The sequence below is a fragment of the Proteus columbae genome (genome assembly GCF_002777965.1).
GTDB classification, from domain to species: domain Bacteria; phylum Pseudomonadota; class Gammaproteobacteria; order Enterobacterales; family Enterobacteriaceae; genus Proteus; species Proteus columbae.
In genome coordinates, this window is record NZ_NGVR01000017.1 from 108019 (window position 1) to 128200 (window position 20182).

At 38.1% G+C, this 20182-nt stretch carries 18 protein-coding genes and 1 riboswitch; of the genes, 6 read left to right on the forward strand and 12 right to left on the reverse strand.

Going from position 1 to position 20182, the window contains the following annotated elements; genetic code table 11:
- Positions 1-113 precede the first annotated feature (113 nt).
- From yqiA to nudF, 3 genes are all read right to left on the reverse strand, one after another.
- Positions 114-689 (reverse strand): esterase YqiA, encoded by a 576-nt coding sequence (yqiA, locus tag CBE70_RS07170; RefSeq protein WP_100158795.1) that lies wholly within the window; start codon positions 687-689, stop codon positions 114-116.
- 3 nt (positions 690-692) lie between these two features.
- Positions 693-1532: a 3',5'-cyclic-AMP phosphodiesterase gene (cpdA, locus tag CBE70_RS07175; protein ID WP_100158796.1), complete on the reverse strand. Its 840-nt coding sequence runs from the start codon at positions 1530-1532 to the stop codon at positions 693-695.
- Between the two features lie 226 nt (positions 1533-1758).
- Positions 1759-2394, reverse strand: a complete 636-nt coding sequence (gene nudF / locus CBE70_RS07180) for an ADP-ribose diphosphatase (protein ID WP_100158797.1) — start codon at positions 2392-2394, stop codon at positions 1759-1761.
- 213 nt (positions 2395-2607) lie between these two features.
- On the opposite strand from nudF, the gene tolC reads away from it, so the two are divergent.
- The 3 genes from tolC to CBE70_RS07195 all read left to right on the forward strand — a co-directional run bounded on the left by tolC (position 2608) and on the right by CBE70_RS07195 (position 6230).
- The gene (tolC, locus tag CBE70_RS07185) at positions 2608-3999 is read left to right on the forward strand and encodes an outer membrane channel protein TolC (protein ID WP_100158798.1); all 1392 of its coding nucleotides are present in this window, start codon (positions 2608-2610) and stop codon (positions 3997-3999) included.
- A gap of 330 nt (positions 4000-4329) precedes the next feature.
- Positions 4330-5058: a DUF1190 family protein gene (locus CBE70_RS07190; protein ID WP_072070058.1), complete on the forward strand. Its 729-nt coding sequence runs from the start codon at positions 4330-4332 to the stop codon at positions 5056-5058.
- Between the two features lie 8 nt (positions 5059-5066).
- Positions 5067-6230 carry a glutathionylspermidine synthase family protein gene (locus CBE70_RS07195; RefSeq protein WP_100158799.1) on the forward strand — a complete coding sequence of 388 codons (1164 nt, stop codon included), beginning with the start codon at positions 5067-5069 and terminating at the stop codon, positions 6228-6230.
- Positions 6231-6295: 65 nt separating this feature from the next.
- Here CBE70_RS07195 and CBE70_RS07200 read toward each other — a convergent pair whose 3' ends face one another.
- The 4 genes from CBE70_RS07200 to ribB all read right to left on the reverse strand — a co-directional run bounded on the left by CBE70_RS07200 (position 6296) and on the right by ribB (position 9051).
- The gene (locus CBE70_RS07200) at positions 6296-6853 is read right to left on the reverse strand and encodes a helix-turn-helix transcriptional regulator (RefSeq protein WP_100158800.1); all 558 of its coding nucleotides are present in this window, start codon (positions 6851-6853) and stop codon (positions 6296-6298) included.
- Positions 6854-6913: 60 nt separating this feature from the next.
- Positions 6914-7138 carry a hypothetical protein gene (locus CBE70_RS07205; protein WP_100158801.1) on the reverse strand — a complete coding sequence of 75 codons (225 nt, stop codon included), beginning with the start codon at positions 7136-7138 and terminating at the stop codon, positions 6914-6916.
- 297 nt (positions 7139-7435) lie between these two features.
- Positions 7436-8221, reverse strand: coding sequence for a 4,5-DOPA-extradiol-dioxygenase (gene ygiD / locus CBE70_RS07210; RefSeq protein ID WP_100158802.1), 786 nt, complete (start codon positions 8219-8221; stop codon positions 7436-7438).
- 176 nt (positions 8222-8397) lie between these two features.
- On the reverse strand, positions 8398-9051 hold the full coding sequence (gene ribB / locus CBE70_RS07215) for a 3,4-dihydroxy-2-butanone-4-phosphate synthase (RefSeq protein WP_023582768.1): 654 nt from the start codon (positions 9049-9051) through the stop codon (positions 8398-8400).
- 124 nt (positions 9052-9175) lie between these two features.
- Positions 9176-9335, reverse strand: a riboswitch (FMN riboswitch).
- Between the two features lie 202 nt (positions 9336-9537).
- Between ribB and ubiK the strand changes: the two genes are divergently transcribed.
- On the forward strand, positions 9538-9849 hold the full coding sequence (gene ubiK, locus CBE70_RS07220; protein WP_100158803.1) for a ubiquinone biosynthesis accessory factor UbiK: 312 nt from the start codon (positions 9538-9540) through the stop codon (positions 9847-9849).
- Between the two features lie 102 nt (positions 9850-9951).
- On the opposite strand, the gene CBE70_RS07225 is transcribed toward ubiK, so the two are convergent.
- Together CBE70_RS07225 and CBE70_RS07230 are read right to left on the reverse strand one after the other, a co-directional pair.
- Positions 9952-11274 (reverse strand): 6-phospho-alpha-glucosidase, encoded by a 1323-nt coding sequence (locus tag CBE70_RS07225; protein WP_100158804.1) that lies wholly within the window; start codon positions 11272-11274, stop codon positions 9952-9954.
- The gene (locus tag CBE70_RS07230) at positions 11274-12902 is read right to left on the reverse strand and encodes an alpha-glucoside-specific PTS transporter subunit IIBC (RefSeq protein WP_100158805.1); all 1629 of its coding nucleotides are present in this window, start codon (positions 12900-12902) and stop codon (positions 11274-11276) included. Before CBE70_RS07230 ends, CBE70_RS07225 begins: the two co-directional genes overlap by 1 nt.
- A 302-nt stretch (positions 12903-13204) precedes the next feature.
- Here CBE70_RS07230 and CBE70_RS07235 point away from each other — a divergent pair, with 302 nt between their 5' ends.
- The gene (locus CBE70_RS07235) at positions 13205-13909 is read left to right on the forward strand and encodes a GntR family transcriptional regulator (RefSeq protein WP_100158806.1); all 705 of its coding nucleotides are present in this window, start codon (positions 13205-13207) and stop codon (positions 13907-13909) included.
- Positions 13910-14010: 101 nt separating this feature from the next.
- Here CBE70_RS07235 and hldE read toward each other — a convergent pair whose 3' ends face one another.
- From hldE to CBE70_RS07250, 3 genes are all read right to left on the reverse strand, one after another.
- Positions 14011-15435: a bifunctional D-glycero-beta-D-manno-heptose-7-phosphate kinase/D-glycero-beta-D-manno-heptose 1-phosphate adenylyltransferase HldE gene (gene hldE, locus CBE70_RS07240; RefSeq protein WP_100158807.1), complete on the reverse strand. Its 1425-nt coding sequence runs from the start codon at positions 15433-15435 to the stop codon at positions 14011-14013.
- A 95-nt stretch (positions 15436-15530) separates the two neighbouring features.
- Positions 15531-18371 (reverse strand): bifunctional [glutamate--ammonia ligase]-adenylyl-L-tyrosine phosphorylase/[glutamate--ammonia-ligase] adenylyltransferase, encoded by a 2841-nt coding sequence (gene glnE, locus CBE70_RS07245; protein ID WP_100158808.1) that lies wholly within the window; start codon positions 18369-18371, stop codon positions 15531-15533.
- 26 nt (positions 18372-18397) lie between these two features.
- Positions 18398-19321, reverse strand: coding sequence for a CYTH domain-containing protein (locus CBE70_RS07250; protein WP_100158809.1), 924 nt, complete (start codon positions 19319-19321; stop codon positions 18398-18400).
- 219 nt (positions 19322-19540) lie between these two features.
- On the opposite strand from CBE70_RS07250, the gene CBE70_RS07255 reads away from it, so the two are divergent.
- On the forward strand, positions 19541-20161 hold the full coding sequence (locus tag CBE70_RS07255) for a TIGR04211 family SH3 domain-containing protein (RefSeq protein ID WP_100158810.1): 621 nt from the start codon (positions 19541-19543) through the stop codon (positions 20159-20161).
- Positions 20162-20182 lie beyond the last annotated feature (21 nt).

The following is a 20182-nucleotide window of genomic DNA, read 5'->3' on the forward strand; positions in this document are numbered from 1 at the left end:
GCGGTTCGCTGTTAGAAAAATACTGTTTATAATAACAGGTGTTGGCGGCAATATGATATTAATTTTCGGCTAGATACATCAACCTACGTTTTACAGGTTAATCGACCGAAAGGCTAAATTATCTTTAAAAATTGAATAATTTTCGGAAAAAAACGTTCAAAACCCACAAAAGCATGGTTTCCATCCGATTCTATGGTTTGCCTACACGCGCCAAGATATGAGACAGCTTGACGATAATCAAGTATTTCATCTCCAGTTTGTTGAAGCAACCAAATAAGTTCCGGTGATGTGATTGTAGGAATACGCAAAGCAAGCAACTCATCCATATGGTGAGGTTCTAGCTTATATTTTTGATGTGTATAAGGATTTTCGTTCTCACCCAAGAAATCTTGCAAAAGATCGAAAGGACGTATCGCAGGATTAACAACAACAGCGGGTAAATTAAAACGTTGAGATAACCAAATAGATAAATAGCCACCTAATGATGAACCAATTAATCCGAGCTTGTCATCTGCACTCTCTTTAACTAACGTTTCAATTCGCTGAGCAGCTTCTTGAGGATAAGGTGGCAATTGAGGCACTAATAATTCAATTTCAGGATGTGTTACTTCAAGCCATTGGCGAAAAGCCTGTGCCTTTGCTGATTTAGGTGAGCTATTAAAGCCATGCAAGTAAAGAATACGAGGCATAACTTAATAGCCATCCGCATCAAGATCAGGACAAAATTCAGTACCTGCTAAACGGTAGACTTGTGTTTCAATTTTGCCCTTCTCATCAGATGAAAGTGACATTTCCAAATAGCGCCAGCCCGGAGAAACAGTATCTAATGTAAAATTTGTACAATGAGGACGAAACTGAATGCACGTAGAAGGCGTCGCCAACAAACGAATTCCATTCCACATTTCATCCATTTCTTGGTGAATATGGCCACAAAGCATCATTTTTACTTGAGAGTGATCTCTTAAACGTTCTGCCAATTCTTGAGAATTTCTTAAACTGTGTTGATCTAACCATGTACACCCTGAAGGCATAGGATGATGATGCAACAAGATAATCGTATCTCTGTGCTTTTGACTTTCGAGACAACGTGTTAGCCAATCTAACTGACAATCTGATAACTCACCATGAGGAACGCCTTGAATTTGGCTATCTAATAACAGCATTTGCCAATTATCACCAATCAACACTTGTTTAGCCGACAAAATTCCTGCCTGATTTAAAGCATCAATCATTGCAGGTTGATAGTCATGATTACCCGGCAACCAAACACAAGGAGGTGTTAGCGTCGCAATGCCATCAGCAAAATGCTGATAAGCTTCAAAGGTTTGATCTTGAACTAAATCACCTGTCGCAACAATCAAGTCAACATCAAGACCCTGCTCTCTAATCGCATTTAATACCGCATGGTAGCTACGATAGGTATTTATACCCAGCAGAGTATCTTCCACATTAGCAAAGAGGTGGGTGTCTGTGATTTGTAATATTCTTACGGTGTTTTTGTGTTTCACCGATAATTCAAGCTGGCTTTCCAAAAGGTTTCCTTGTTTCACTCTCATTAGCCGTTATGTTAACGTATTTTCGTAGTAAAGATCTGCCAACCAATACACATTTCAAAAGATTAGTGAGAAATATTCTCGCTTTCAATCACGTTTTTTTCACTTCATTTTACAATTTAATTCATTTGATATCGTATACTTAGAGATAGTTACTCTACTTGATAATATTACTAAAAACATCCTTTAAAGATTGATTAATGTATTAAATTACCGACCAACGCTTTCTTAACGCCACGTGATGAAGTTGTAGCCATTGAAGTGCGATAACAGATGCAGCGTTGTCAATAACCCCCTCTTCAACCCAAAGATAAGCTTGTTTTCTGCTGACAACATGAACACGAATATCTTCATTCTCACACGCTAATCCATGAATACCTTTTGCTGTTGTTGCATCAACTTCACCGACGTAAACATGCATTCTTTCGCTCGTACCGCCAGGGCTTGAAAGATAACTCACAATAGGTTCACATCGTCCAACAATAACACCCGCCTCTTCCTGGGCTTCACGTCTAACAACATCTTCTGGACTTTCGCCTTGTTCAACCATGCCCGCAACCACTTCAAGCAACCAAGGTGTCTCGCTGGTTTCATACGCAGGAATACGAATTTGCTCAATTAATACCACTTCATCACGTTTAGGATCGTAAGCAAGCAAAACACCTGCATTGCCTCGTTCAAAAACCTCTCGCTTAACCTCTTCACTCCATCCACCTTCAAAAAGGCGATGTTTAAAACGATATTCGGTCATGCGAAAAAAGCCTTTGTATAAATCTCTTTGATTGAGCAATTTCACATCTTCACGACCGTATAAAAATGGTGTATTTTCCCTTTTCTTCATACAATGTTCCTTAAGTTACATTTAAGAGTCTTTTTATTGCTTACGTTTAATACAGATTTAAAGAAATTTGCCAACAATTCATGTAAAGTTAATCTAAAATAAAAGGATATGGCACAAATGGCTACCCCTACTTAGGGAAACAATCTGCTAGAATTATCCCCAATCAAGATTAACAGAGGCAACTCAGCGAAACTGTTGCAACAAGGAATTAAAATGAAAAAACTGCTCTCTCTTTTGGTCACGATGAGTTTGGCAGGATTCAGCACTGCAAGTCAGGCTGAGGATCTGCTTCAAGTTTATCAAAAAGCAAAGGACAGTAACCCTGAGTTACGTAAGTCATTAGCTGAACGAAATCAAGCTTTTGAAAAAATTAATGAAGCTCGTGGCTCATTATTACCACAATTAGGGTTAGGCGCATCTGCAGATTATAAAAGCGGCTACCGTGATGCAAGAGATACCGAATCCAATTCTATTGGCGCAAATTTAACGCTGACTCAAAGTGTGTTTAACATGGCTTTATGGCGCCAATTAAACATTCAAGAAAAAACAGCGGGTATGAGCGATGTGACTTACCAAACAAGTCAACAAAAGCTGATTTTAGACACCGCGACCGCTTACTTTGATGTTTTGCGTGCTATCGACTCATTATCATTTATTGAAGCGCAAAAAGAACAAGTTTACCGTCAGTTAGATCAAACAACTCAACGTTTTAACGTAGGTTTAGTGGCTATTACTGACGTACAAAATGCGCGTGCAAATTACGATAGCGTACTGGCACAAGAAGTAGCAGGTCGAAATCAATTAGATAATGCATTAGAAAAACTACGCCAAGTAAGTGGTATCTATTACATTAATCTGGCATCACTCAATATTGGTCGTTTTTCAACCACTTCACCAGACTCTATTGAGAAACTGCTAAAAGATGCTGAAGAACGTAATTTAAGTTTATTAAGCGCACGTTTAGGTCAAGATTTAGCACGCGAGAATATTCGTTTAGCACAATCGGGTCATTTACCAACCGTAGATTTAAATGCATCAACAGGTGTATCCAATAGCCATAGTCACGACCATAGAGCAGATGCATTAGCTGGTCACAGCAACAGCTATAGTGGTCAAAATAGTATTGGTCTGTCTGTGAGTATTCCTTTATATACAGGTGGCAGAACAAGCTCACAAGTTGAACAAGCACAATATGGTTTTACTAGTGCAAGCGAACAATTAGAATCGGTTTATCGTTCTATTGTCCAAATCGCGCGTTCTTCTTATAACAATATCTCTGCATCAATCAGTAGCATTAAAGCGTATCAACAAGTTGTTGTTTCTGCGCAAAGTTCATTAGATGCAACTGAAGCGGGTTATCAAGTGGGGACTCGTACTATTGTTGATGTGTTGAATGCCACAACCACGCTTTATGATGCAAAACAGAAATTATCCAACGCGCGTTATGACTATTTAATTAACCAATTAAATATTGAATATGCCCGTGGCACATTAAATGAAAATGACTTGATTAAGTTAAATAATACACTGGGCGCAGAAGTTTCGACTTCACCAGATAGTATTATTCGCCCGTTAACAAGCCCTGCTCTTAACGTTGCGCCTTGATCGTAAATTAAGAATTTAGTCACTGATAAAAAACCGCTCTCAGCGATAAACTGATAAGCGGTTTTTTTTTATACTTCCTCTTCACATAAGATATTATGTTATGACTTAAATTAAGATCTCAACAATATCTATATTCTTGTATTAACAAATACCTTAATTACAATTCGGTTAAAAAGAGAGGATTTACCTAATTTCATTACCCTTAACCTTATAAAGATCACAAATTTCTGGTTATCCCTGATGATTAGGCGTTTCTTATTTATTTTCTAGACTATTTAACCTATCCTAGCTTTTATTTTGAACGTTTTACCTTTTATGGATCTTATCAATATGCCAATGAAACGTACCAAATCGATTAATCGTGATGCTTTCCGTAAAGCATTTCGTCCTTATCGTCTGGCGCCTGTTGCAATCGCCATCACTGCTGTATTCGCGCTTTCAGGATGTGAAGAGAGCGATGAGACAGTTTCACTGTATATGAATGCACAAGAATGTGCTCAAGCGAATCCTTCACAAGCGGCACAGTGCGAAGACTCTTATCGCACTGCATTGCAAGAAGCACAGCGTACAGCACCTAAATACGCAACATTAGAAGACTGCGTAGCTGAATTCGGTGATGCACAATGTACACAGACAGCATCTATTGATGGGCAGCCTGTTAGTACTGAAAATGCCAATAATTTAAGCCCAGACAGCTCACAAATGGCTCAAGCTAACTCCGGTGGTAGCTTCTTTATGCCATTAATGGCGGGTTATATGATGGGTCGTCTAATGGGTGGCGGTGCGCCAGCACAACCTCTGTTTAGTTCACGTAACCCAACAAGCCCTGCTAATGGTAAATTTGTGGATGCAACAGGCCGTAACTATGGTCCTGCGGTTGGTGGTCGTCAAATGAACGTACCAAAAACAGCCATGACACCAAAACCATCAACAACCTCAACAGTAACTCGTGGTGGCTTTGGTAATACGGTTTCAAGACAAGCCGCAGCTCAACGTACCAGTGCAACGAATAATAACCGTAGCTCTACGGGTTCATCTTCTTATCGTTCAGGTGGTTAATTAAAACCATGAAACGCGAAAATATAATTGAACGCCCGGATTGGCGTGAAAAAGCAACTGAATTTGGCTTTAACTTTCATACAATGTATGGCGAGCCTTATTGGTCTGAAGATGCTTATTATCAATTCTCAATGGAAGAGGTTGAAACATTAGAAGAAACGACAGAAGAGTTGCATCAGATGTGCTTACAAGTCGCTGATAAAGTGGCAAATAGTGAAGAGTTGCTGACTCGTTTTCAAATTCCTCGTCATTGTTGGGATTTTGTACGTGACTCATGGAAATCATCTCAACCTTCGCTCTATTCACGTCTTGATTTAGCATATGATGGAAAAAGTCCGGCAAAACTGTTAGAAAATAATGCAGATACTCCGACTTCGCTGTATGAATCTGCTTTTTTCCAATGGATCTGGCTTGAAGATCAAATTAATGCAGGTCGTTTACCTCAAAATGCCGATCAATTTAATAGTATTCAAGAGAAGCTAATTGATCGATTCGCAGAGCTTCGTGATCAATACGGAATGCGTTATCTGCATATGTCTTGTTGCCAAGATACTGAAGAAGATCGTGGTACGGTTCAATATTTACAAGATTGTGCTGAAGAAGCAGAAGTAACAACAGACTTTGTCTTTATTGAAGATCTGGGTTTGGGTGAACGTGGTGAGTTAACTGATCTGCAAGATCAGATAATCAGCAATATGTTTAAGCTTTACCCTTGGGAATTTATGTTCCGCGAAGACTTCTCAACTAAATTAGCTGATGCGGGCATTCGTTGGTTGGAGCCTTCCTGGAAGAGCATTATCTCAAATAAAGCATTACTGCCAATGCTTTGGGAGATGTTCCCTAATCACCCAAATCTGCTACCTGCTTATTTTTATGATGGTAAAGCACCTGATTCACTCTCACGTTATGTTATCAAACCACTGTTTTCACGCGAAGGTGCAAATATTCGTATTGTTGAAAATGGCAAAGATATTGCTGTTGCAGATGGTCCTTACGGTGAAGAAGGCTTTATTGTTCAAGATTTCCATCCACTACCAAAATTTGGCGATAGCTATACATTAATTGGTAGTTGGCTGGTTAACGATCAATCTGCTGGTATTTGTATTAGAGAAGATAGAGAACTTATCACTCAAGATCTCTCACGCTTCTATCCACATATTATTTTAGATTGATCTAAAATCGATTATATCTATATTCAAGCACCTCATAGTTAATTGACTTTGGGGTGTTTGTCTTCTTATTCGTTAATTTGTCTTCTTAACGCCGATATCTTCTCAACAGTTTCTTGTAATTCAATGCTATTTTCATTGTTACTTATTCGTAAAGCTAAATTCCATTTACACAATATTTTGGCATTGTGGCTAAGTTCAGGACATTTATGTAAACGATTATTCTTTTCTAACCAATCTGCAACAACAGACCAATCCCATAATGGAGATTGTCCTTTTATCCGTTGAATGGGTGAAGGAAAACTTCCACTACCTCTTAAACCATCTTTTAATAATGCTATTGCCTGCCGTGTTAATCCTGTTAGATCTGCAATATCACTTAAACCTACCATTGTAGAATCTACCGACTCCACTCTTATTCTCATGCCTGTTGACTCAACATCCACTATTGCAGAGCTAATAGCTTCATCTAATGAATTTGCATCTCTATCAAACTCTAGATATACAGATTTTCCATAAAAGCAGACTAAAGCATCATTACAACCATTTTCAAATAGAGCATCTTCCAATCCATCGATATCACTCGATATACCTGATAATGTTAATGTAAAATTAAATAAAGGCATTGTTACTCCACTAAATTCACCCTGATAAAAGCGACCTAAGTCGCTTTATTTACTAAAAGATCAAAAACACTGATTAACCTTTCTTATTATCTGCTTAGCATGATTTTCCATATTTGATGGTGTACACCAAACACTAATCTGATGATTTTTATGCTCATTAGCTGGGTCACCACAACGTAGTTTACAAAATGTATGTGAGTGATTACCCGAAGCAATCCATACCCATTCATGCTTCAAAGCATATTCAATAGCAGATTGAATATGTTTATTTGGATGTTTCTTCATTAACCTCCAATAAGCTTAATTTAATATCAACCGTTGACGAATGTCAACAAACAAGCTCTCAATAAGAAATATTTGTATTGAAAGCTAAAAAAGCTTATCAAAATTCTCTTTTTATAAAAATAAAATCAATATAAACAAAAGGTTAAAAGTATTTATTATATCTATATAGAAAATTGGAAAGATCAACAATAAGGGAAATATAATGAGTCGATACATTATATTTAATATAAAAAAGGTCAAATTCTATAAAAGTGAATTTGACCTTTAGATTTTATAAATTGGGTTTATTGAACAATATTATCCAATCTGAAATGTCATCATACTGAGCGATTTATTGACAATATCATTATTCAGCACTGTTACCTTTTCCCCCACTTGTTTTAAACCTAATAGATACAACGCAGGTAAAAAGTGATCCGGTGTAGGATGTGCCAATCGCCCTTCTTCTGTTGATAAGATAGTAAATAACGCTTCTGGTACATTATCGCTTCGTAAGCTGTTTTCAACTGTCTCATTAAAGGCTAATGCCCAAGGATAAGGCGCTGCATCGCTATTTTGCCAATCCATCATTCTTAAATTGTGAACAATATTACCACTACCAATAATCAAGACACCTTCTTTACGCAGCTCAACTAGTTTTTGACCTAATTCGTAGTGCCATTGTGCTGATTGACTCGCATCAATACTTAATTGAACGACTGGAATATTTGCCTTGGGATACATTTTTTCAAGTATTCCCCAACTTCCATGATCTAATCCCCATTGATCCATATCGAGTTTTAATTTAATTGGATCAATAAGATCTTCAATCAGCGCGGCTAAACCTATCGAGCCTCGTGCTCGGTATTCTATTGCGTACAGCTCTGGTGGAAATCCATAAAAATCATGAATTGTCTTTGGTTGCGACATTGCCGTCACATAAGTTCCATCGGTATACCAATGAGCAGAAATCACTAAAATCGCTTTAGGCTGAGGAAGCGTTTCCCCTAATTTTGACCAGAGGCGAGTATATGTATTATCTTCTAATACATTCATTGGACTACCATGCCCAATAAATAACGCTGGCATCATTTTTGTTTCCATAACCACCTCTTATGGCGAGTGTTCTTATCACATAAGCATACTGCCTTCTTACTTGAAATATAGTCAAAGAAGTATGAAATAGTTATTCAAAAAATATGAAAAAACCACCTAAGTTTCCTTAAGTGGCTTGATATAAGTGTGTGTGTGTTTTCAGTGTCGTTTATAACATGTTAATTTCAGCCAGCTTTTTTCTCCTCACGAAGACGATAAGCCACTAAATCTTCAATAGTTAACACAGGCATATTGTGCTTTTTAGCAAAAGTGATCACTTCTGGTGCTCTTGCCATTGTGCCATCGTCATTTGTTAACTCGCATAACACTGCAACAGGTTTAAAACCGGCTAAAGTTGCTAAATCAATTGACGCTTCAGTGTGTCCGCCACGCGTTAACACACCACCAGGTTGAGCACGTAATGGGAATACGTGACCTGGGCGATTTAAATCGCTTGGTTTTGCATTGTCAGCTGCCGCTGCACGTACTGTGGTTAAACGATCGGATGCTGAAACACCCGTTGTAACACCTTGTGCTGCTTCAATTGTTACCGTAAACGCGGTATGGAAATGACTGGTGTTATTTTCCACCATCATAGGCAAATCAAGTTGTTGACGGCGTTCTTCTGTAATACATAAACAAACAATGCCACTACCATGACGAATAGACATCGCCATTTGTTCTGTGGTCATAGTTTCTGCTGCGAAAACCATATCGCCTTCATTTTCACGGTTCTCGTCATCGAGCACCATCACGCCTTTACCAGCACGAAGGGCTTCTAGAGCAAGTTCAACACGCTCAAATGGATTACCGAATTCGGAAAGTAGCGTCTGATTCATGGTAAAAAAACCTCAATAATTAATGAAAGTTACCAGAACCAGGGCAGTCTTAGGAGTGGATCTCTGCTTAATAAACATACAAGCAGAAACAACAGGAATGGATACAATGATCCTACTGATGCTATTTTATTCTCTCCCATCCAGACTTTAACTGTCGGCTCCAGAATCACACTGGATCTGCTGACCTTTGCATTACAATGGCAACGCAAAGCGCTCGCGGGCTTTACCTAAGTATTCAGGTATCTACCGCCGGTGGGGACTTTCACCCCGCCCTGAGATTAACGGTGAAACTATACGCTTTAAAATTATAAGAGGCAATCATCAATCGGCGACAATCTCTACTTCATCACATAATCATTTTATGACATACGGTTATTTAACGATTTATAATAAAAAAGTAACAATAATCTTGATATCTGGTTTTATTCCCTCTGTCCTCATATTACACTTAGCCTCAGCTTTCTATTTTATTTGTGAGGACTTCCCATGTTGGACCCGAAAAAACTTGAACAAGTCGCGCGCCAAATCCAAAATGTTCTGCCTCAGGGCATTAAAGATTTTGGTGATGATATTGATAAAAAAATCCGCACTGTTCTGCAATCTCAATTAAACAAATTGGATTTAGTCAATCGCGAAGAGTTTGATGTACAAACTCAAGTCTTATTACGTACTCGTGAAAAACTGACCCGTTTAGAACAACGTTTAAATGAGTTAGAAGCAAGTCTACTGGAAAAACCTCAAACTGAAGTTGAAGAAGTCGAAATTGTGGTAGAAGCCCAACCTGATAATAAAGCTTAATTCTTTCACTTTATTGCTGATTTTAATTGGCTAATAAAACAAAAACCCTGTATCTCACAAAGACACAGGGTTATTTTTTATACATAAAAAGCTAATTAATCACTATTTTAACTCTGGCCAATAGTCTTTATTAACTTCAATTAAATCATCTAAAATCGCTTTTGCGACAGTCGCGCTTGGTACCGTTTTAGACATTGTAATAGCCTGCCACAGTTTCAAATATGATTTTTCAATCCACGCTTCTACCACTAATTTTTCAACTGCAACTTGCTGACTCATCATCCCTTTTTGGAATAATGGAATTTTACCCATTACTAAAGGCTCTGGCCCATGACTTCCGACAATGCAAGGGATCTCAACCATTGCCTCAGGATCAAAATTAATAATTGATCCATTATTAGGAACGATCAGTAACATTCTTTCTTGAGTATTAAATGCGATCGCGGTTGCAAGATCGACAATATAAGAGGCATGTTCATCTATCTCAAGATGACCAGCAGATGATTTACCCGCTGCTGTAATTGCACGACACGCGCTAAAAACATTCTTTTCTCTGTGCTCCATCACCTCATTTGCTCGCGTATGATGAGGATCAGAATGCTCAACAACATAATCAGGGAATAAATAATACTTCAAGTAAGTATTTGGCATAGTTGCCGGATCTAATGCCCAAACATCTTTTGCCTTACCAAAGGTATCATTCCAGCTTGCTTCAACAGGCTCTCCCGCCACTTTGGGAATATATCCATATTCTGCAACATGTTTTCGGATAATCGGCAACAGATCATTACCTTGCAAATCTTCGACTTGTGTCCACCAGCCAAAATGATTTAAGCCATAATAACGAACACGCATCTCTTTACGTGATTTTAATCCTGCAATTTGTGCCATACGTGATTCAATACCAATTGGCATATCGCAGATATTTAAGATTTTTGCATTGGGTTTTAAGCGGCGAGTGGCTTCAGCGACAATCGCTGCTGGATTAGAATAATTTAACATCCATGCATTTGGTGAATATTTTTCCATATACTCAACCAATTCTAATACCCCACCAATAGAGCGCATGCCATAAGCAATACCACCAGGTCCACAAGTTTCTTGCCCTAACACACCATGACGTAAAGGAATTTTTTCATCTTTTTCACGCATAGGGTATTTACCAACGCGGATATGCGCCATTACAAAATCAACATCCGTAAAAGCAGTTTTAGGATCTGTGGTATAACAAAACTCAATTTCAGGTGCTTTTTCAGTAAGAATTATTTCACAAGCTTTAGCAATGGTTTCTTGCCGCTCGGCATCATTGTCATAAAATTTGATGGCTCTTAATGGAAAGCGTTTTAAATTTTCCAGTAGCATCAAAATAATACCGGGTGTAAATGTACTGCCGCCACCTGCAATTACGACTGAGAACTTCTTCATTATATAGCCTCCGACAAGGTGATTTTTTGTGCATCTTCTTTCATTAATTGTTCAATTTTGTCTCTCACTTGAGAAACATGTAGCCCGATAATAATTTGTAATGCATGGCCTTTGCGTACCACACCATGTACACCGAGCGCTTTAAAATAGGCATCTGTTTCAACTATCTCGTGATCAATCAATTCAATACGTAAACGTGTTGCACAGTTATTTAAGGATTTGATATTTACACTTCCCCCCAAGCCTTCAAGAATGCCTTTAGGAAGTGCGAGTTTGCGGTCTTCTTTTGCTGATTTTGAGTTATCTAAAGACTGTGACTTCTTATTTTTATAATCTTGTTTGCTATATAGTTTGATCTCTTCGTCGTCTTCTTCACGACCCGGTGTTTTTAAATTAAGTTTGATAATTAATGTTCTAAACACCACAAACCAAATCATTGTAAAAATAAGACCTATGACTATTTGCGTAATAATCATTCCGTAATGGTTATGAAACATGGGGATCCAATTCATAGGAAGGAAATTATCGATGATCCCCCCGCCCATATTGCCCACAACCCCAAAGTGATAAAGTGTCGTCGCCAAGGTAGCGGCAAGTACGGCATGAATCGCAAATAATAACGGTGAGATAAATAAGAATGTGAATTCTAAAGGTTCAGTTATTCCGACAAATACAGCGGTTAATGCAGAAGGTATCAGTAAGCCTGCAATTTTAGCTCTATTTTTAGGTGCGGCAGTAAAATAAAGAGCAAGAGCTATACCAATAGAACCAAAGACTTTGCTATTACCATGTAGTGCAAAACCACCTTCAGGAAATAACTCTTTTAAAGATTGGGTGCTTTGACTGAAATATTGCATATTTTGAGCCCAATCAACTTGAATACCATGTTCAGTGACTGCTGGGCCAAAAATAAAAGGTCCGTAAATAAAGTGATGTAAACCAGTAGGAATTAAAATACGCTCAAGAAAGGTATATATCCAAACTCCCAAAGAGCCTGATTCAACCATAAATACTTGCAAAGATTGAATACCAATTTGTACTTTAGGCCAGAAAAATAACGTTATCCACGCCAACGGTAACATCACAAAAAAACTAATTAATACAACATAAGATGTTCCCTGAAATATACCTAAAAATACCGGAAGCTGTTTATCAAAATAACGATTATGTATACCTGTTACAATACCAGCGATAATAATTGCACCAATAATACTGGTATCTAATGTTTTAATACCAGCAATCATTGTAAGGCCACTATTTCCACCGACTTCATTTGTAAAGTCCACGCCAAAATAACTGCCCCAAACAATACCCATTGCATTAATAAAATAATTCCAAGTAAGAAAACTCACCATAACGGCAAGGCAAGCTCTTGCTTGTGCAGTTTTGGCTAAACCTATTGGTAAACCAATTGCAAAAATAAGAGGCATATTACGAAAAACAGTCCATCCCCCCTCTTCAATAATATGAACAATTTGAGCGAATAAACTATCGGGTCTTAATAAATCTTCACTAATAAATAATGGATTCTGTAATAGAATTGCAATGCCTACAACAATACCTGCAAAAGGAAATAGCAGGACAGGGGTAAACATGGCTCCACCAAATCTTTGTATTTGACTGAGCATAAAAAATATCCTCTTATTTACTGCTACTGAAATGACACGCTTTTTAATTTATTTTGATTCTGTGAAATTAGATTAGATTCTTTTCTCTTTATTCTCTCATCTCAAATGAACTATTCGTGATCTAATTCATACTAATCTTTCACGTCAAGTGATCTACTTTTTAGTGAAAAGGCAGATCAGTTTTTATTTTTTGATAACGTTCACATTTTAAAGGTATAAATGATTATGCTATATATCAAAAGATTAGATTCATATAAATTAAATAGAATAAGCCAATTTTTATAATAAAAAGAGGTATAAAAATGATCTATAAAGACATTGCAAAAAGCCTAAGAATTCAAATAAATTCTGCCGGATATCAAATTGGTGACCCACTACCCGCAGAAAAAATATTAGCGCAACAATACAACGCATCGAGAATGACAATACGTAAAGCTGTAGATTTATTAGTTATTGCAGGATTATTAGAACGAAAACATGGCTCAGGGACTTATATTAAAGAAAAAGATGTTCATCATGAAAATGCTAGCCTAAAAGGCTTCGTCGAATTAATGGCAAACACTGGTCACAACGTAAGGAGCGAAGTGATAGAGTTTAGTGTTATTCCCTGTCCTTTATCTATTTCTAGTAAATTACGCATAAACTCAAATGAGCGTATCTTTTATTCAAGAAGAATACGTTATGTTGACAATAAACCGCTTATTGTTGAAGACAGTTATATGCCCGTAAAATATTTTAGTAATTTAACATTAGCTCATTTAGAAGGCTCTAAATTTGATTTCATTGAAAATATTTGCCAAATAAAAATAGCGGGAAGTTACGAAACTTTTCACCCTATTATGCCGGATAACAATATTTGTCAGTTATTAAAAATAGAGAATAACATTCCCATATTAAGGCTCAGCACATTATCATATAGTATTCATGGTGATTATATTAATTACTCAATAATGTATAGAAATACCCAAGATTATATTGTTGAATATCATTTAAAACGAGAACAATAATCATTAATATAAAACGACATTTAATATTAATAATTGGTTTTATTGTTATGTCAGCAAAAAAAAGCACTCCGAAGAGTGCCTTTCATTTTTTATAAATGCCATTATTTCTTTTTAATCGCATTGATAATATTCGTTGTAGAAATACCGTCTTCAAAATTTAGCACTTTGACTTCACCGCCAGCAGCCCATACTTCTTTGCTACCCGCGATATCTTCAGGCTTATAGTCGCCACCTTTAACTAAGATATCCGGTAATACAGAGGCAATTAAGCGCTGTGGTGTATCTTCTTCAAACGCAACAACCCAATCGACGGCACCTAATGCGCCTAACACAGTCATACGTTGCTCTAATGGGTTAACAGGGCGACTTTCACCTTTTAAGCGCTTAGTAGACGCATCACTATTTACAGCAACAATAAGGCGATCACCTAATTTGCGTGCATTCGCTAAATAGCTAACATGACCTGCATGAAGAATATCAAAACAACCATTTGTCATTACAATACGTTCACCGCGCTGACGCGCCAATTCGACAGCTTGTTTTAATTGTTCTTCTTCCATCATGCCAAACCCGTTGTCAGAACGACCACGGATCGCATTTTCAAGCTCAATAGGTGACACCGTTGATGTCCCTAATTTACCCACAACAACACCTGCTGCTGCGTTAGCAAGGAAACAGGCTTCACCTAAAGGTTTGCCAGCAGCTAAAGAGGTTGCTAGTACGCCAATTACCGTATCACCAGCACCTGTTACATCATAAACTTCTTGTGCTTGGGTAGGTAAATGCAATGGAGCTTCATTAGCACGAAGTAAACTCATTCCGCGCTCTGAGCGAGTGATCAACAACGCTTCAAGATCTAAATCTCGAACTAATTGAGTACCTTTTTCTACCAGCTCATCATCGGTTTTACAAACACCAACGACTTGTTCAAATTCAGACATATTTGGCGTTAATAGCGTCGCACCACGATAGCGTTCAAAATCAGATCCCTTAGGATCGATTAATACAGGCACACCGGCTTTTTTCGCCAGTTGGATCATCTCTTGAACATGAGAAAGCGCGCCTTTGGCATAGTCTGATAACACTAATGCGCCAATAGAAGGTAATGCTTGTTGAATACGTTCATAAATAGGTTGAGGATCAACATTACTAAACCCTTCTTCAAAATCAAGACGGATTAATTGCTGATTACGAGAAAGAACACGTAATTTTGTGATCGTTGGGTGTGTCGCAACAGAGACAAAATCACAACGCACATTGACCTGATTTAATGTATTGCTCAATGCTTTTGCGGCTTCATCAATACCTGTTAAACCCACTAAACGCGAATTAGCACCAAGAGACGCAATATTCATCGCAACGTTTGCTGCACCACCTGGTCGCTCTTCTGTGGTATCAACTTTAACCACTGGCACAGGGGCTTCTGGTGAAATTCGACTTGTTGGGCCATACCAATAGCGGTCTAACATGACGTCACCGACAACCAACACATTGGCCTTATTAAAATCCGGCAGCGTTACTTTCATCCCATACTCCACATTTATTTTCAAAATAAGCCGAAATAATACCATAACTTGTTAGGCAAAAAGAGATACACATAAGACTTCATGCCAACAAACTATTACTCTTGTTCACCAAGCCACTTTAGTTTGCTTTTTAATACACACTCTCGCTCTGCGATAAAACAATGATTATCCACAATGGCAGGTAATGCTTGTAAAGCCAGATGATGCAATTCATTACGCAATGTGACATAAGCATGTGTTAAAGCGAGAGCTTCATCTTCATCCATCACTTGATGCTTTGCCATTAGCTCAAAAATACGCACATTATCAGACCAACGAGTTAAAGCAGGGTATTGGTGAGAAAAACGCAAGACTAAATATTGCGCGATAAATTCAATATCGGTAATACCGCCAGATGAGATTTTTAAATCAAACTTATCGGCTTGTGTTGGTGCAAGATGTTGCACCATTTTTTTACGCATATCGCGCACTTCATTTTGTAACACATCAGCATCACGAGAAAGACATAGCGTTTCATGACGAATACGTGAAAACATCTGTTGTAATTCATCATCACCATAAATCATTCTAGCTCGAATTAAAGCTTGATGCTCCCAAGTCCACGCTTCATTTTTCTGATATTCATCAAAAGCTTGAATAGTACTAACTAACATACCAGATTCACCCGAAGGGCGTAAACGCGCATCGACTTCATATAACACGCCAGAAGATGTTCTAGTACTAAACAAATGGATAATACGCTGTGCTAAACGCAGATAAAACTGGCGGGCATCAATCTGTTTTGCCCCTGTTGTCACCGTGTTTATTGGACAATCTAATAAAAATACCAAGTCCAAATCAGAGCTATATCCTAACTCCCATCCCCCTAATTTACCGTATCCAATCACTGCAAAACCCAGCCCATCACGATGAGCTAAATGTTCAGGTTCACCATAACGTTTCACCATATATGACCAAGCTTGATGAACAACGGCATGAATAATAGCTTCAGCTAAATAGGTTAAGTGGTCGCTAACCTTCATTACAGGCAATACACCTGTAATATCTTCAGCGGCGATCCTTAGTAATTGGGCTTGCTTAAACTGGCGTAATGCTTCTAATCGTTGCTCTTCATCTTCTTCTGGCACACGTAATAAATATTGCCGTAATTCATCACGATACGCCTCTAAAGGTAGAGGTTGATAGAGAGAATTAGGATCAAGTAATTCATCTAATAATAAAGGGTGAAGCGCTAATTGTTCAGCGATCATCGGAGATGCCGCACAGAGTCGTATAACATGCGTTAAAACTTCATCTGACTCTTGCATCAACTCTAAATACGTTGTGCGACTCACAATACTTAATAGCAAAGGCGTTACGCGTTGTAGTGTCACTAGGGTGAGAGGTTGCTGGCAAATTTTAGCCAATAGTTTTGGCATTAAGGCATCAAGAACATCGCGTCCTCTTGGCCCAATTGTTCGTTTGCCAATATCTTGACGAAAATTCTGCAACGTCTGATTTATCGCCTCAAGCGCTTCAATGGTTAATGTTTCATGAAATAATGGAGAGGTTTCAGGTAAGCGACCTAATAACCAAAGACGCTTAAATTCAGAGATATCGTCTTCATCATCATTTTCATCTTCTTCACCAATTAATTGTGTGAAAATCACGGAAACAGCCTGCATCTTGTGGTTAATTTCTTGATAAAGCGTTTCCCAATCATCAAATCCCATCGCCAAAGTTAATCTGGCTTTATCTTCTAATGTGTCTGGCAATGTTTGGGTTTGTTGATCACCAATAGACTGTAAAAGATTTTCTAATTGACGAAGAAAAAGATAGCTTTCAGCCAATTGTGCCGTTTCTTCTGCGGTCAGTAATTCAAGTTTCGCAATAACGTTAAGTACCGTTAATAATGAATTACTTTGAAGCTCTGGCTCTCTACCACCGCGAATTAACTGAAAAACTTGCGTAATAAATTCGATTTCACGAATGCCACCAGAGCCTAATTTTATATTATCAATCATACCACGACGACGAACTTCTCGACTTATCATCGATTTCATATTTCTAAGTGATTGAATAACACTAAAATCAATATAACGACGATAAACAAAAGGACGCAACATTTGCCGTAAAACTTGGCAATACTCTTTCTTTTCAGCACCTAAAACACGTGCTTTGATCATCGCATAGCGTTCCCAATCGCGCCCTTGCTCTTGATAATAATCTTCCAATGCTGCAAAGCTCATAACTAAAGGCCCACTTTCTCCAAAAGGGCGTAATCGCATATCAACACGATAGACAAAACCATCAATAGTATGCTGATCCAAAGCCTTAATTAGCTTTTGACCTAAGCGAGTAAAAAACTGTGCATTATCTAATTCTCGGCGCCCGCCTTGTGTAAATCCATTTTCAGGATAGGCAAAAATTAAGTCGATATCGGAAGAAAAGTTAAGTTCAAACCCACCGAGTTTTCCCATTCCTAAAATCAATAACGGCTGAGGTTTCCCTTCATTATCACAAGGTGTTCCCCATTGCTGGCAACATTGTTGATAAAGCGTATCTCTCGCGACACAAATCAATGTTTCAGCTAATACGCTCAAATGTTTTAGCGTACAAGGAATATCACCCAATCGAAAAAATTGTAGCCATGCAATGCGCACTAATTGTTGATGACGAAATTGGCGTAAGATCCGCATCACATCATCTTCATTATCAATATTGGTTAATTTTGCCGTTAATTGAGACTCATAACTCTGCCATTCCACACTCGTTGGCGGATTTTGCCTAATATCAGCCAACCATTGAGGATTAACACATAAATGCTCTGTTGCAAAAGGGCTAAAAGCCAAAAACTGTTGTTCTTGTTGATTAAAAGGCGCTAGCGCATTTAATTGAGAAGAGAACCCGCACTGTGCTTTATTCCACAATTGTTGAAATACATCGATAACAGACATAAATAGACTCTCAATTTGTCAGGAAATTAAGCAATAGACAGTAACCATGCCATAGAAGATAACTTAAAATTCAACCATAAAACATGATAATAATCGGTTGCTGTTGCAAATGTTAACGGCGAAATCGCGTTGAGTGATTGTTCCATAGAACTAGGCAAATCAGACTGTTTTTTACACCAATCTGAAAATAGCGCCAACATTGCTGGCATGGTAATTGTCGGTGGTGTTGGATTAGCAAAAATGGCCTCTTCTAATGCTTGTATTGCACTTAACCATTTTGTGAGTTGCTGAGCGGTTGTATCACTCGGAGAAAGATTTACCACACTTAACGACAAAGCAGGTTTATCTTTTGCTAGATAATAACCCCTAGCTGCTTTACTGCGAGAAGCAAGACGCAATCCACCCTTTTCACCTAAATAAGTCGCTAATGCGATAACATCTGATACATGACCTTTTTTAAGTTCTAGCTCAAACTCTTCAATCGGTAACTCATATTGATGAGTGCGAATAGCTCCTTTATCTAACACCACTTCAATTTGGCTATCTTGAAAATCCACCAGCCAGATTTCACGATAAAAATCGGTATTAAACAGCACATCAAGTTGCGTTTCTAATAACGTAAGATCGGTATTTTCAGGCCAAATTTCTGCCGGAAAGCGGGCTAACTCTAATTTAGGTTGTTCTAATTTCACGTTATATTCTGGACGTTGATGCAAACCTGCAACGACTTTACCGGCTGTTTTAATTGTCATTTCATAACTTTCATCAACACCACGAATACGCAGCCCCATATCCCAGCGACGAATTTGATTATCTGTCGTCTCAAAGTAAAGATTAGTCAGCTTTTTGGGTGCAGAGTGCTGATGAGGTAGAGTCAGAATGCGCTGAATAATGTGAGGAATAGCGGCAGGTATGGCACTCATTTTGAGTTCAGTTTCTAATTGGCTCATTCTATTTCCCTTAAGTAAATCAATTGATTAGTAAAATATTTGACGCATTTTCATTTTGCAAGTGATAGCCTAATAACAATAATGAATAAAAGGCAGATTATCCCTATATTCTACCAGTTAAGAGTGTTCTCATTCTGGTTTACTATTTGCTTACGCAAACTTTACTCTTTAGTATCAGTAAAAATATTCTCTTGTATAGATAAAAAAGTTGAAAACATAATGCGAAAATTACCCTTACTTTTTCTTTCCTTACTTGGCTTAGGCGTTTCTCTGAGCTCACACGCAGAAACTCGTTATGTTTCCGATGAATTATCCACTTATGTACACAGTGGACCAGGAAATCAGTATCGAATTGTTGGCTCTTTAAATTCGGGCTCAACCGTTACTGTACTTTCTCGTAACGCAGCAACGGGTTATGTACAGATTAAAGACGATAAAGATCGTACCGTTTGGTTACCAGAAAGCCAACTGAGTGCCCAACCAAGTATGCGTACTCGCATTCCTGCTATGGAAAAAGAGATCCAAACACTGCGCGATAAACTGGCGAATATCGACCAGAGCTGGAACCAACGTACCACTGATATGCAAAATAAAGTTTCAAACAGCGATGACATCATCAATGGCTTGAAAAAAGAAAATGAACAAATGAGAACAAAGCTCGCTGTCGCAGAGAAAAAACTCGATTTTGCTAATCAACAATTAGATGATAGACAACGCGATATCATCTTACAGTGGTTTATGTATGGCGGTGGTGTTGCTGGCGCAGGTCTTGTCTTTGGTCTGATCCTTCCACATATTATTCCGCGTCGTCGTAAACGTAATGATCGTTGGATGAACTAATATCCAGACAAAGGAACAGTG

Bases quoted from the DNA above. Each gene is read 5' to 3' on its own strand.
- CBE70_RS07200 (WP_100158800.1), bottom strand. From the start codon at position 6,853: ATGCCTTTATTTAATTTTACATTAACATTATCAGGTATATCGAGTGAT.
- CBE70_RS07205 (WP_100158801.1), bottom strand. From the start codon at position 7,138: ATGAAGAAACATCCAAATAAACATATTCAATCTGCTATTGAATATGCT.
- CBE70_RS07195 (WP_100158799.1), top strand. From the start codon at position 5,067: ATGAAACGCGAAAATATAATTGAACGCCCGGATTGGCGTGAAAAAGCA.
- hldE (WP_100158807.1), bottom strand. From the start codon at position 15,435: ATGAAAGTAACGCTGCCGGATTTTAATAAGGCCAATGTGTTGGTTGTC.
- CBE70_RS07190 (WP_072070058.1), top strand. From the start codon at position 4,330: ATGCCAATGAAACGTACCAAATCGATTAATCGTGATGCTTTCCGTAAA.
- CBE70_RS07255 (WP_100158810.1), top strand. From the start codon at position 19,541: ATGCGAAAATTACCCTTACTTTTTCTTTCCTTACTTGGCTTAGGCGTT.
- ygiD (WP_100158802.1), bottom strand. From the start codon at position 8,221: ATGGAAACAAAAATGATGCCAGCGTTATTTATTGGGCATGGTAGTCCA.
- CBE70_RS07230 (WP_100158805.1), bottom strand. From the start codon at position 12,902: ATGCTCAGTCAAATACAAAGATTTGGTGGAGCCATGTTTACCCCTGTC.
- CBE70_RS07225 (WP_100158804.1), bottom strand. From the start codon at position 11,274: ATGAAGAAGTTCTCAGTCGTAATTGCAGGTGGCGGCAGTACATTTACA.
- ribB (WP_023582768.1), bottom strand. From the start codon at position 9,051: ATGAATCAGACGCTACTTTCCGAATTCGGTAATCCATTTGAGCGTGTT.
- tolC (WP_100158798.1), top strand. From the start codon at position 2,608: ATGAAAAAACTGCTCTCTCTTTTGGTCACGATGAGTTTGGCAGGATTC.
- glnE (WP_100158808.1), bottom strand. From the start codon at position 18,371: ATGTCTGTTATCGATGTATTTCAACAATTGTGGAATAAAGCACAGTGC.
- nudF (WP_100158797.1), bottom strand. From the start codon at position 2,394: ATGAAGAAAAGGGAAAATACACCATTTTTATACGGTCGTGAAGATGTG.
- yqiA (WP_100158795.1), bottom strand. From the start codon at position 689: ATGCCTCGTATTCTTTACTTGCATGGCTTTAATAGCTCACCTAAATCA.
- CBE70_RS07235 (WP_100158806.1), top strand. From the start codon at position 13,205: ATGATCTATAAAGACATTGCAAAAAGCCTAAGAATTCAAATAAATTCT.
- ubiK (WP_100158803.1), top strand. From the start codon at position 9,538: ATGTTGGACCCGAAAAAACTTGAACAAGTCGCGCGCCAAATCCAAAAT.
- CBE70_RS07250 (WP_100158809.1), bottom strand. From the start codon at position 19,321: ATGAGCCAATTAGAAACTGAACTCAAAATGAGTGCCATACCTGCCGCT.